Source organism: Hansschlegelia beijingensis (genome assembly GCF_045505405.1).
GTDB classification, from domain to species: Bacteria; Pseudomonadota; Alphaproteobacteria; order Rhizobiales; family Methylopilaceae; genus Methylopila; species Methylopila beijingensis_A.
In genome coordinates this window covers 1-12463 of sequence record NZ_JBJKEX010000005.1, presented here as the reverse complement: position 1 = coordinate 12463, position 12463 = coordinate 1, and the positions used below count along the sequence as shown (strand labels likewise).

Sequence of the window (12463 nt, the reverse complement as noted above, 5' to 3'; positions counted from 1 at the left end):
AAGTAAAGTCGTGATCTAGATAACATGTCCGTAGACGTATTGATGTCGCGTTCTTGAGGCACGAAGTCATTGGGGCCGAACATAAAGGCTCGCCGCGGCGGTACTTCGTCAGCGGACGACAACTGTTGCAAACGCAACGCCAACGGAAGGAGACGGGTAGATGAGCGTGCTGAAGAGCGCAGGCGCGATGTTGCTCGCGGCCGGGGGGCTGGCCTTGGCGGCCGGTCCTGCGCTGGCCCTCACGGTGACGAACGAGAGCGACAAGGCGCAGGAGATCACCGTTGATCTCGGCAATGACGAACCCAAGACCAAGATCGAAGCCGGCAAGTCCGCGAATCTCTCGTGCCCCGAAGGCTGCGAGGTGAGGGTCGTCGGCATGGGCTACGGCCTGCCGGCCAAGGACGGCGACAAGATCGTCGTCGATAAGGACCTCAAGCTGTCCTATGCCGATGGCGCGCAGGCGGCCAATCAGGCCGGCGACAAGTCCGGCAAGGCGACGAAGGCCAACTAAGCCGACGTCACGCGGCGCCGCCCAGCGGCGCCGCCCCTTCCGGGGGTCAGCGTTCCGCGAGCCGGTCCAGGACCTTCTCAGGCACGATCTTGCGCTGCGCGTCATCGACTTCCGGCTCCTTCTCGAGCGGGATGTCCAGCTTCGCGGCGATCTCCTTCACCATCTTCACGAGCGTCGTGATCTCCCGCTCCGAAAGCAGGTTCACGTGGAGGTCGAGCTGCGCGCGCCGCTCGGCTATCGCGGCGTCGCGGTTCTGGCTGATCAGAACGAAAGTCGAGAGGAAGATGGCTTCGACCGACGCGGCGGTCGCCAGAATCACGAAGGTCGGGTCGAACGGCTTGACGGCGGGAACCAGTCCCAGATTCACCGCCACCCAGCAGGCCACGACGGCGAGGTGGGCATAGACGAACCCCATGCTGCCGGTCGCCGCCGTGATGCGCGCGGCGAGCCGCTCCTCGAGCGGCGCCTTGGTTTCCTCGGCCTGACGATGCTGTTCGAGCCGCCGGATGTTCTGGTCCAGGACCGGGCCGAGATCCTCCCTCCGGGCCTCCTCGGTCACGCTGTTCTCAGCGTCTCTGCCTGTCATCGTCGCTTCAGCCCGTTCGCCGTGGATGATCTCTGACCGGGAGAGCGCGCCGGGCATAGTCGACGGCGCAACATCAGCGGGGCCGATCCTGTTCCGGCGCGGCTCGACCGCGGCGCGCCGCCGAGAGGGCGACTGAGCCGAAAGCATGAGCGCGCCGAACGCGGGGCGCCGGTATATGGCGCCTCGCCGGAAGAGAGCCGCCATGTCCGCCATCGTCACCGAAGCGCCTGTTCAGCCGTCCGAGGCGGACGGCCCCTTCAATCTCGCCCGCCACTGCCTGGCGCAGAACGCGCTCGATCGCGCAGGGCAGACGGCGTTGATCATCGGCGATGGCGCGGGCGGCGGCGCGCTGCGGATGAGCTTCGCGGAGGTTCTGGACGCGGTCATGCGCCTCGCAGGCGGTCTGGCGCAGCTGAACCTGCCGCCGCGCTCCCGGATCGTGATCCGGATGGGGAATGAGGTCGACACGGTCCTGCTGTTCTTCGCCGTGATCGCGGCGGGCCATGTCGCCGTGCCGACCTCGATGATGCTGACGACGGAGGACGTGCGCTTCGTCGCTACGGACGCCGAGGCGGCGGCAGTGGCGCTTGGGCGCGAAGCGGAGGGCGAGGGGGGATTCGGCGACGCGCTCGTGCTTCGGCCCGATGATCTCGCCCGCTTGAAACGCGCAGAGCCGCTGAGCGACTTCGCCGCCACGGCGGCCGAGGAGCCGGCCTACCTGGTCTACACGTCAGGCACCACCGGACGGCCGAAGGGCGTTCTCCATGCACACCGGGTGGCGCTCGGCCGGCGGCCGATGCACCAGCATTGGCTGGGGCTGCGGCCCGGCGACGTGATGCTGCACGCGGGCGCGTTCAACTGGACCTACACGCTCGGGGTCGGCGTGCTGGACCCATGGTCCTGTGGCGCGACCGCGGCTCTCGCGCGCGGCGTCAGCGACCCCGCCGCCTGGCCGCGGCTGATCGCCGAACTCGGCGCCACCATCTTCGCCGCCACCCCCGGGGTCTACCGGCAGATCATGAAACGCGGCTGGACCGACGGTCTTGCGCTTCCCACGCTCCGTCATGCGGTCGCGGCAGGCGAGGCGCTCGCCCCGCCGCTGCTCGCCGAGTGGCGCCAGAAGACGGGGAGGGAGCTCTACGAATCGTTCGGCATGAGCGAGATCTCGACCTTCATCTCGTCGGGGCCGGCGACGCCGCCGCGCTCCGGCTCCGCAGGAAAGCCGCAGCCTGGACGCCGCATCGCGGTCTTGCCGCAGGCGAGCGGGACCGATCCTCTTCCGGCCGGGCAGGCGGGGCTGCTCGCGGTGCATCGATCCGACCTCGGCCTGATGCTCGGCTACTGGCGGCGGCCGGACGAGGACGCCGCAAGCCTTCGGGGGGAGTGGTTCGTCAGCGGCGACCTCGTCTCCGTGGACGACGAGGGGTACGTCTGGCACCACGGCCGCGCCGACGACGTGATGAACGCGCTCGGCTACCGGGTGTCGCCGGCGGAAGTCGAGGCGGCGCTGGCGGACCATCCCTCGGTCGCGGACATCGGCGTGACGGAATGGCGGCCGCGGGAAGATCTCTCGATCATCGCGGCCTTCGTGGTGCTGCGAGACGGCGTCGAGCCCGACGAGGCGGGTCTCGCCAGACAGGCGTCGGAGCGACTCGCCGCCTACAAGCGGCCGAAGGCGTTCCATTTCGTGGCGGCCTTGCCGCGCTCGGCCAATGGCAAGCTGCAGCGCCGCCTGCTGGCCGCGACCGTTCCGGGCCCTCGCTCGCGCGCCTGACGCCTACTCGCCTTCGCGAAGCGCCCAGCCGGTGGCGCCGAGATACTCCTGCGGCCGGAACCGGCGCTTGTAGTCCATCTTCGGGGAGCCATCGACCCAGTAGCCGAGATACAGGTAGGGCAGCCCCAGGCTCTTGGCGCGAGCCACGTGATCGAGGATCACATGGGTGCCGAGGCCGCGGTCCCGGGCCTCGGGATCATAGAACGAGTAGACCAGCGAAAGCCCGTCCGACAGCCGGTCGACGAGGGCGACCGCCAGCAGCGGCCCCGAGCCGCGCCCGTTGATCGCAGTGTCGGGCCCGCGCCTGCGATACTCCACGAGCCCGGTCCGGACATGGCTGTCCTCGATCATCGTGGCGTAGTCGAGCACCGTCATGTCGACCATGCCGCCGTCCGCGTGACGGCGGTCGAGATAGGCGCGGAACAGGGAATATTGCTCGGAGGTCGGCTGCAGGCCGATCTCCCGCCCCACCAGATCGCGATTCATTGCGCGGTTCCGGCGGAAGGCCTTGGTCCAGACGAAGTCGTCGACGCGCACCCGAACCGACACGCAGGCGCGGCAGTTCTCGCAGGCGGGCCGGTAAGCGATCGTCTGGCTGCGGCGGAAACCGCCGTGCGTGAGCAGATCGTTCAGCCCGGCGGCCTTGTCGCCCACCAGATGCGTGAAGACTTTTCGCTCGAACTGGCCCTTCAGATAAGGGCAGGGCGAGGGCGCTGTCAGGTAGAACTGCGGCGTATCGCGAGCGTGGGCGGTCAAGGCGCGTACCCGGGACTCACCGCGGTCACGACCCGCAGCCCAAGTCCAGACATCAGGATATCAGCGAGGCTGCGGCCGACAAGACCGGCTCAGGCGAGCCGGTCCAACGCGCCGCGATCGACGAACAGCGTTCCAAGCACGAGGTCGTGCAGCAACTGCTTGCGACGCGTGAAGAGGCCGACGGCGAGCACGAGCGGCGTGAGGATCGAGACCGACAGATAAAGGAAAACCACATGCGCGGCGGCGATCACGAACCCGGGTCGCGCGCCGTCTGAAAGCCGGCAGGTCAGGCCGGTAAGGCGCATTCCCAGGGTCGCCGCGCGGTCGCCGCCGAGGGTCGCGCCGGAATACAGAATGGCCACGATCGGAAAGACCATGCCGTAGAGCAACCATGCGAGCCCGAAGGTGAAGACTCCGAGCACGCCGATCACGACGCTCGCGATCACCGTAAGGGTCAGCACGACGCAGAAATCGACGCAGAACGCCAGAACCCGGCGGCTGAGCACGCCGTCATAGAGCCGAGGCTCGACCAGCGGGTCCCAGCGGTCACGCGGCGAAACGGCGGCAGTCGGATAGAGAGGCGCAGGCTGCATTTCGCGTCGGCTCCATGGGCGGCTGAATACCCCCCAGAATCTGGTGTTCCTAGGGGCCCTCCGCAAGCGCCGGAGCCTCAGGGCCTCGGGCACATCCTTTCGGGCCCGCCGCCGTCCGGCGTGCTGGAGAGATTCGGCTTTGGAGTTGGCGCTGCTCCGCGGTTTGCGAGCGCAGCAGGGGAAGACGGTAAGGCTGGAGGCCACGCCCGGAATCGAACCGGGATACAAGGATTTGCAGTCCTCTGCGTAACCATTCCGCCACGTGGCCTCGCGCGCGGGCCGGGAGCTTTGAGGTTCCTCGGCGTTGCTTCCGCGGAATGGGCGGCTCTCCATAGCCTGCGCTCTTCCCGGCCGCAATACGGCGCCGCCGGCGCTGCTTGCCACGACGCTGCGGCTGTCGCAGAAGAGGCGCGGCAGCGCGGCCGGCGGGCGCCGCGCGGGAGCGCGAGGCCCATGACCGATTTCGAGCGTCTCAGGCACGGCATGGTCGACGGCCAGATCCGGGTCGCCGATGTCACCGATCACCGCGTTCTCGCGGCCTTCCTCACCGTTCCGCGCGAGAGATTCGTCCCCGCGGGACGCGAGGATCTCGCCTACCTGGATATCCGCGCGCCGCTCGGCGCGCCCGGACGCGCGATGCTGGAGCCGATGACGCTTGCGCGGCTCGTGCAACTCGCGGCTCCGGAAGAACACGAATCCGTGCTCGTGGTCGGCTGCGGCCTCGGCTACAGCGTCGCCATCTTCGCGGAGCTGGCGGGGCGGGTCGTCGGGCTCGAGTGCGACGCGGATCTGGCGGCTGGCGCGCGCGAGCGTCTGAGCGGGCGTCCGAACGTCACGGTCGTCGAAGGCGATCTGACCGCCGGCGCGCCCCAGAGCGCGCCGTTCGATCTGATCTTCTGCGACGGCGCCGTGGTGGTCGGCCTTGAGAGACTCGCCGAGCAGCTGTCGCCCTCAGGGCGGATCGTCGCGCCGGCGGGCCTCGGGCCCGCGACGAAGGCCACGACGTTCCGTCCGCATCACGGCAAGCTCGCCGCAGCGCAGTTCTTCGACGCCTACGGCCCGGATCTTCCGGGCTTCCAGCCGGTCGAGGCCTTCGCGTTCTGACTGTCCGGCTGTGGCCGCTTTGCGCCACCCGGCACGGTCTTTCCGTTAACCGAGCCTCCGCCGGTTTCCTCCCGCGGAGCCGCCCGCTACGCTACCGCGGGGTCGCGTTCATGCTGCGCCGCGACGGAGTATCCATCGCGCGCGGCGCTCGAAATTCGGTGTGTGGAATGTCGACGAACGTTTCGTTTCGTCGTCGCGCGGGCGCCTTGTGCGCCAGTGTGGCGCTTGGGCTCCTGTCCGCCATCCCGGCGGGTCAGGCGGCGCGTGCGCAATCTCTCGAACAGGCGCTCACCCGCGCCTATGGGGCGAGCCCGACGCTGAACGCCCAGCGCGCCGCCGTGCGCGCGACCGACGAACAGGTGCCGCAGGCGCTGTCCGGCTATCGTCCGACGATCGCGGCGTCTGTTGATTACGGCGTCCAGCGTTCGGAGCAGGTCACGCCGTCGTCTCAAATTCTCGGCGTCAGCGTCCCCAAGAGCAAGACGACCGACACAAACCAGCCCCGCGGCGTCGCCATTACAGCCGACCAGAACCTGTTCAACGGCTTCCGCACACAAAATCAGGTTCGCACTGCCGAATCGAATGTGCTCGGCGCGCGTGAAGAACTCCGTAACACCGAACAGAACGTCCTGTTCGACGCGGCGCAGGCCTACATGGACGTGCTCCGCGATTATGCGATCCTCGACGTCCGCCGGAACAATGTGGACGTTCTGAAGGAGGAGCTGCGCGCGGCTCGCGAGCGTTTTCAGGTCGGCGAGGTGACACGGACCGACACGGCCCAGGCCGAGGCGGCGGTCGAAGGCGCGCATACGGCGGTCAGCCAGGCGGAAGCGCAGCTCAACACCAGCCGTGCGACCTATCGGCAGGTGGTGGGAGACGACATCGGCAGACCGAAGCCGGCGCGCTCCATCGACAGGCTGCTCCCCAAGAACCTGACCGACGCCATCAATCTCAGCCAAGCGCAGCACCCTGCGATCCTCGCCGCCTTCCATGGCGTCGACGCCGCGAACCTGCAGATCCGCGTGGTCGAGGGCCAGCTCTACCCGACGATCGGGCTCGAGGCGGCGTTCCAGCGCCGCTACGATGACAGTTCGAACGTCTCGCGCGTCACCAGTGGTTCGATCGTGGGACGCATGACGGTCCCGATCTATCAAGCCGGCTCCGTCTCCTCGCAGGTCAGGCAGGCCAAGGAGGTCGCCGGTCAGCGTCGCCTCGAGGCCGACATCGCCCGCGACCAGGTCCGCCAGGCGACGGTCTCCGCCTGGGGGCAGCTTCAGGCCGCGACGGCGCAGATCGCTTCCGCGAAGGCGCAGATCCAGGCCTCTCAGACGGCGTTGAACGGCGTGCGCGAGGAGGCCAAGGTCGGCCAACGCACCACGCTCGACGTCCTCAACGCCCAGCAGGATCTGCTGAATGCGCGCGTCACCCTGATCCAGGCGCAGCGCGACCGCGTGGTGGCCGCATACGCGGTGATGTCCGCGGTGGGTTGGCTGACGGCGAGCCGCCTCGGCCTCGGGGTCGCGCGCTACGACGCCAACGTCCATTACGATCAGGTGCGCGACAAGTGGACCGGGCTCCGCACGCCGGACGGCCGCTGAGGAGCTGTGGGCGACCACGCCGGCGCGCTTGTGGAGCGCCCGGCTGGTGCAATACTCGCCGTTAACGAAGGGTCGGCGTCTCCGGGTGATTCGTGAGCTGCGCGCGCAGGCGGGCGGCTCTCCCGGGGCGGCTCTGAAGATGACGGAGAGACCATGAGCACGCCCGCGAAGGCTCAAGAGCCGACGATGGAGGAAATTCTGGCCTCAATCCGCCGCATCATCTCCGATGACGAGCCGACCCAGGCCCTGACGCCGCCGAAAGCGGCGGCCAAGGCCGCCCCGAAGGCTGAGACCGTTCGGCAGCCGGATCCGGAGCCGGAACCCGAGGCTGAAGCCGAAGAGCCGCTTGGTCAGGACGACATTGACGCGATGTTCGCGTCGTTCGACGCGCCGTCGAAGCCCGAGCTTGCCGCTCCGAAGCGGCCGGAGCCGCGGCCCGCGCCGGTGATGACGGCCGAGGATCTCGACGTGTTCGAGCTCACCGAGGACATGGCGGAGGAGCCTGGTCCCGCGCCCCAGACCATGTCTGCCGCGCCGAAAACCGCGGACAGGCCGCTCGCCTCCCGGCCGGCCGAGTCGACGGAGCGGCTGCTGTCGGAGGCGGCCGACGACGCCGTCAGCAACGCGTTCGGGTCGCTGGCGAACACGATCCTTTCGAACAACGCCCGCACGCTGGACGACATCGTCAAGGAGATGCTCCGGCCGATGTTGCGCGCGTGGCTCGACGACAATCTGCCGCCGCTGGTCGAGCGTCTGGTGCGCAACGAGATCGAGCGGGTCGCTCGCGGCGGTCGCTAGCGGAGACAGGCTCCGCGAGCGGACGTCGTCCCAGCCGACCGACTGCTCGACATTGACACCCCCCACGGGGCTGGGCTTCAACGCGCCCTCAGTCCCGTACGTCTCAAGGCGCGTTTTCCAATGCTCGAGAAGACCTATTCCCCGGCCGAGATCGAGCCGCGCATCGCCGCGCGCTGGGACGAGGCCGGCGCTTTCAAGGCCGGCGCCGGGGCGAAGCCGGGCGCGGAGCCCTACTGCATCGTCATCCCGCCGCCGAACGTCACCGGCTCGCTCCATATGGGGCACGCGCTCAACGACACGCTGCAGGACATCCTCGTGCGCTTCGAGCGCATGCGGGGCAAGGACGTGCTGTGGCAGCCGGGCATGGACCATGCGGGCATCGCCACACAGATGGTCGTCGAGCGCCAGCTCAGCGCGCGCGGCGAGCCGGGCCGGCGTGACCTCGGGCGCGAGAAGTTCGTCGAGCGGATCTGGGAGTGGAAGGCAGAATCCGGCGGGACGATTCTCAAGCAGCTCAAGCGCCTCGGCGCCTCCTGCGACTGGTCCCGCGAGCGCTTCACCATGGACGAGGGCCTCTCGCGCGCCGTCGTCAAGCTGTTCGTCCGCCTTCACAAGGACGGGCTGATCTACCGCGACAAGCGGCTCGTGAACTGGGATCCGAAGCTGCTCACCGCGATCTCGGACATCGAGGTCCAGTCGATCGAGGTGAAGGGCCACCTCTGGCACCTGCGCTATCCGGTGGAGGGCTCGGACGAGTCGATCGTCGTCGCGACGACGCGGCCGGAGACGATGCTCGGCGACGCCGCGGTCGCAGTCCATCCGGAGGATGAGCGCTACAGGCATCTGGTCGGCAAGAACGTCGTCCTGCCGCTCGTCGGGCGGAAGATCCCGATCGTCGCCGACGAGTATTCAGACCCCGAGAAGGGCACAGGCGCGGTCAAGATCACGCCGGCGCACGACTTCAACGACTTCGAGGTCGGCAAGCGCCACGGTCTGCCGCTGATCAACGTGCTGACGCCCGATGGCCGGCTCTGCCTGCTCGAGAATGAGGGCTTCCTCGACGGTCTTCCGGACTCCGTCGACATGGATCTCCTCATGTCGCTGGATGGTCTCGACCGCGCCGAGGGTCGCAAGCGCGTGCTGGCGTTGCTGGAGGAGCTCGGCCTGCTGGTCGAGACCGAGCCGCATGTCCATCAGGTGCCGCATGGCGACCGCTCGGGCGTCGTGATCGAGCCCTATCTCACCGACCAATGGTACGTCGACGCCCAGAAGCTCGCGGTGGAGGCGATGGCCGCCGTGCGGGAGGGCCGGACGCGCTTCGTTCCGGAGAACTGGTCCAAGACCTATTTCGAGTGGATGGAGAACATCCAGCCGTGGTGCGTGTCGCGCCAGCTGTGGTGGGGCCATCAGATCCCGGCCTGGTTCGGGCCGGACGGCGCGATCTTCGTGGAGGAGACCGAGGCCGAAGCGCTGGCCGCGGCAGAGGCGCATTACGGCGCGCCGACCGCGCTCACGCGGGACGAGGATGTCCTCGACACGTGGTTCTCGTCCGCCCTCTGGCCGTTCTCCACGCTCGGATGGCCGGATGAGACGCCTGAGCTGAAGAGCTACTATCCGAACGCGGCGCTCGTCACCGGCTTCGACATCATCTTCTTCTGGGTCGCCCGGATGATGATGATGGGCCTTTACGTGATGAAGGAGGTCCCGTTCCGCGACGTCTACATCCACGCCCTCGTCCGCGACGAGAAGGGGGCGAAGATGTCGAAGTCGAAGGGCAACGTCATCGACCCGATCGAGCTGGTCGACGCCTATGGCGCGGACGCGCTGCGCTTCACCCTCGCGGCGATGGCCGCGCAGGGGCGCGACATCAAGCTCGCGAAGTCACGCGTCGAGGGCTACCGGAACTTCGCGACCAAGCTCTGGAACGCCTCCCGCTTCGCAGAGATGAACGGCTCTGCGCCGGTCGAGGGTTTCGACCCGAAATCCGTGAAGACGACCCTCAACCGGTGGATACTTGGGGAAGCCGCGCGGGCGACGGCCGACACCACGGCGGCGATCGAGGCCTACCGGTTCAACGACGCAGCGGCCTCCGTCTACCGCTTCGTCTGGAACGTGGTCTGCGACTGGTATGTCGAGCTCGCCAAGCCGGTGCTGCAAGGGCAGGGCGGTAGCGAGGAGGAGGCCGCCGAGACCCGCGCGACGCTCGCCTTCATCCTCGACCAGTCGGCCAAGCTGCTGCATCCGTTCATGCCCTTCGTGACGGAAGAACTCTGGGCCGCACGGGCGGGCGAGGGCGGACGGGACGGCCTTCTGGTTCTTTCCGAATGGCCCACGTTGGACGGTCTTGGCGATTCCGAGAGCGAGGCCGAGATCGGCTGGCTGGTGGAGCTCGTGACGGAGCTGCGCTCCGCCCGCGCCGAGATGGGCGTCCCGCCGGCGGCGACGCTGCCGCTGGTGCTGGTCGGAGCGGACGGGGCGCTTCAGGCGCGCGCCGAACGCGCCGCGCCGACTCTCGCGCGTATCGCCCGGGTCTCGAACGTCTCGTTCGCGGAAACTGCGCCCGGCGAGGCGATCCAGCTGCTGGTGCGCGGCACGATCGTGGCCGTGCCGCTGAGCGGCGTGGTGGACATCGGCGCCGAGCGGACCCGGCTCGCAAAGGAGCGCGAGAAGACTCTCGGCGAGATCAAGCGGATCGACGGCAAGCTCTCCAACGAGAGCTTCGTCGCGCGCGCGCCGGAGGACGTCGTCGAGGGCGAGCGCGAGAAGCGCGCCGGTTACCAGGATCGGCTGGCGAAGATCGAGGCGGCCCTGAAGCAGCTCGGGGCGTGACCGGCCGCGGGAATGGCGGACAGCGGGTCGTGAAGCTCATCGCCTCGAAACCTCCTGCTTCCGCCATAGAATGGCGCGAGACAAAAGCGGGGAGAATTTCAGGGTGATCTACAGTCGTCGAGAGGCGGTCGCGTTGCTTGGTGCGGGCGGAGCGGCGTTGCTCGTCCCTTCCGGCGTCCGCGCGGAGACGAACACATTCGATTTCGACCACGGCGTCGTCATCGAACGGGCGCGCCAGCTGGCCGCGCACCCCTACCAGCCGCCGCGCGTGGAGCTGCCCAAGGCGCTCGACGACCTCTCATTCGACGCCTACCGCGCCATCCGGTTCCGCAGGGACAAGGCCTTCTTCGGGAAGGGCCGCAGCGACTTCCGCATGGAGCTGTTCCACCTCGGCTTCCTCTACAAGGCGCCGGTGGTGGTGAACCTTGTACGGGAGGGCGTCGCCACGCCGATCCCCTACGACGCCTCGCTGTTCGATTTCGGCGAGACCAAGCTGAAGGACCGGCTGCCCATCGATTTCGGCTTCGCGGGGCTTCGGCTGCTGTTTCCCCTGAACAAGCCGACCGTGATGGATGAACTCGCGGTCTTCCTGGGCGCGAGCTACTTCCGGTTCCTGGGCGCAGGCCAGCACTACGGCCTCTCCGCGCGCGGAATCGCGGTGGGCACGGGCGAGGCTGAGCCGGAGGAATTCCCGATGTTCCGGGAGTTCTGGGTCGAGGAGCCGCTTCCCGGAGCGACCTCCATCGTGATCCATGCCCTGCTCGACGGGCCCTCGCTTTCCGGCTCCTACCGGATGGTGATCACCCCCGGGGAGGAGACCACGGTCGCGGTAGGCTCCACGCTGTTCCCGCGCCGCGACATCCCGAAGCTCGGCGTGGCGCCGCTCACCTCGATGTTCTTCTATGGCGAGAACGATCGCCGCCAGTATCGCGGCTTCCGTCCGGAGGTGCATGATTCCGACGGCCTGCTGATCCACGGCGGCGCGGAAAACTGGACGTGGCGTCCTCTCGTGAATCCGGATGTGCTCCGGAAGAGCTCGTTCCCGGATCCGTCTGTCCGAGGCTTCGGTCTGCTGCAGCGCGACCGGCTGTTCGAGGACTATCAGGACCTCGAGGTCCGCTACGATCTTCGCCCGAGCTATTGGGTCCAGCCGGATGGCGGCTGGGGCCCCGGACGGGTCGAACTGGTCGAACTGCCGACCGACAACGAGACCTTCGACAACATCGTGTCCTACTGGGTGCCGGAGACGCCGCCGAAGGCGGGGGAGACGCTCCGCTTCTCCTACGGGCTACGCGCGCTGAAGCTCGCGGAACGGCTCACGCCTCTCGGTCATGCCGTGCACACCTTCGTGACGGAGGCGCGGGCTTCCGGCGACCCCAGCGCGCCGCCGCCCCACGTGCGCCGCTTCATCGTGGATTTCGAGGGCGGCGAGCTTGCTTACTGGCTCGGCGAGCCGAAGCGGGTGGTGACCGACACGCATGCGAGCGTCGGGAAGATCAACGCCGCCTATGTGGTGCCCAATCCGGAGATCCGGGGCTTCCGCCTGTTCCTCGACCATGAGATCGAGCAGCCGAACACCTCCGCCGAACTCAGGGCCGTGCTGAAGGTCGGCGACCGGGCGATCACCGAGACGTGGGTCTTCCCCTGGACCCGCAAGGACTGACGTCCCACGTGCTCGCACGGCTTTGACAAAGCCGGTCACGGGATCGATCCTTCCGCGCGCCGGGGGGTGAGGGGGACGCCTTGGACGTCCTGTTCATCCACAACAACTTTCCGGGCCAGTTCGTCCACACGTCACGTGCGCTGGCGCAGCGGCCCGGCGTCAGGGTCTTCGCCGTCGGGGGACCGACCGCCCGGTCCAGACCCGGCGTCAGCCTGGCGTCCTACGCGACGCCCGCCTCGCCTCCGCGCGCC

Annotated in this window: 10 protein-coding genes and 1 tRNA gene; 7 read left to right on the top strand and 4 right to left on the bottom strand. The window is 68.3% G+C overall.

What is annotated here, in order from left to right; translation table 11 throughout:
- Window positions 1-160: 160 nt before the first annotated feature.
- Window positions 161-511 (top strand): hypothetical protein, encoded by a 351-nt coding sequence (locus ACIKT0_RS00815; protein WP_407103527.1) that lies wholly within the window; start codon window positions 161-163, stop codon window positions 509-511.
- A 46-nt stretch (window positions 512-557) separates the two neighbouring features.
- Here ACIKT0_RS00815 and ACIKT0_RS00810 read toward each other — a convergent pair whose 3' ends face one another.
- Window positions 558-1097: a DUF1003 domain-containing protein gene (locus tag ACIKT0_RS00810; protein ID WP_407103526.1), complete on the bottom strand. Its 540-nt coding sequence runs from the start codon at window positions 1095-1097 to the stop codon at window positions 558-560.
- Window positions 1098-1299: 202 nt separating this feature from the next.
- On the opposite strand from ACIKT0_RS00810, the gene ACIKT0_RS00805 reads away from it, so the two are divergent.
- Window positions 1300-2871 carry an acetate--CoA ligase gene (locus ACIKT0_RS00805; RefSeq protein ID WP_407103525.1) on the top strand — a complete coding sequence of 524 codons (1572 nt, stop codon included), beginning with the start codon at window positions 1300-1302 and terminating at the stop codon, window positions 2869-2871.
- Window positions 2872-2874: 3 nt separating this feature from the next.
- On the opposite strand, the gene ACIKT0_RS00800 is transcribed toward ACIKT0_RS00805, so the two are convergent.
- The 3 genes from ACIKT0_RS00800 to ACIKT0_RS00790 form a co-directional block, all read right to left on the bottom strand.
- Window positions 2875-3627 carry an arginyltransferase gene (locus tag ACIKT0_RS00800; protein ID WP_407103524.1) on the bottom strand — a complete coding sequence of 251 codons (753 nt, stop codon included), beginning with the start codon at window positions 3625-3627 and terminating at the stop codon, window positions 2875-2877.
- 89 nt (window positions 3628-3716) lie between these two features.
- Window positions 3717-4220 carry an RDD family protein gene (locus ACIKT0_RS00795; RefSeq protein ID WP_407103523.1) on the bottom strand — a complete coding sequence of 168 codons (504 nt, stop codon included), beginning with the start codon at window positions 4218-4220 and terminating at the stop codon, window positions 3717-3719.
- A 194-nt stretch (window positions 4221-4414) separates the two neighbouring features.
- Window positions 4415-4488: transfer RNA gene (locus ACIKT0_RS00790), tRNA-Cys, on the bottom strand.
- A gap of 185 nt (window positions 4489-4673) precedes the next feature.
- Here ACIKT0_RS00790 and ACIKT0_RS00785 point away from each other — a divergent pair.
- The 5 genes from ACIKT0_RS00785 (at window position 4674) to ACIKT0_RS00765 (ending at window position 12212) form a co-directional block, all read left to right on the top strand.
- Window positions 4674-5324 carry a protein-L-isoaspartate O-methyltransferase family protein gene (locus ACIKT0_RS00785; protein ID WP_407103522.1) on the top strand — a complete coding sequence of 217 codons (651 nt, stop codon included), beginning with the start codon at window positions 4674-4676 and terminating at the stop codon, window positions 5322-5324.
- A 218-nt stretch (window positions 5325-5542) separates the two neighbouring features.
- Entirely contained in the window at window positions 5543-6922 is a 1380-nt protein-coding gene (locus ACIKT0_RS00780; protein ID WP_407103521.1) for a TolC family outer membrane protein, read from the top strand.
- Window positions 6923-7075: 153 nt separating this feature from the next.
- On the top strand, window positions 7076-7720 hold the full coding sequence (locus tag ACIKT0_RS00775) for a PopZ family protein (RefSeq protein WP_407103520.1): 645 nt from the start codon (window positions 7076-7078) through the stop codon (window positions 7718-7720).
- A gap of 120 nt (window positions 7721-7840) precedes the next feature.
- The gene (locus tag ACIKT0_RS00770) at window positions 7841-10549 is read left to right on the top strand and encodes a valine--tRNA ligase (protein WP_407103519.1); all 2709 of its coding nucleotides are present in this window, start codon (window positions 7841-7843) and stop codon (window positions 10547-10549) included.
- Between the two features lie 103 nt (window positions 10550-10652).
- Entirely contained in the window at window positions 10653-12212 is a 1560-nt protein-coding gene (locus ACIKT0_RS00765) for an OpgD/OpgG family glucan biosynthesis protein (protein ID WP_407103518.1), read from the top strand.
- The last annotated feature ends 251 nt before the right edge of the window (window positions 12213-12463 follow it).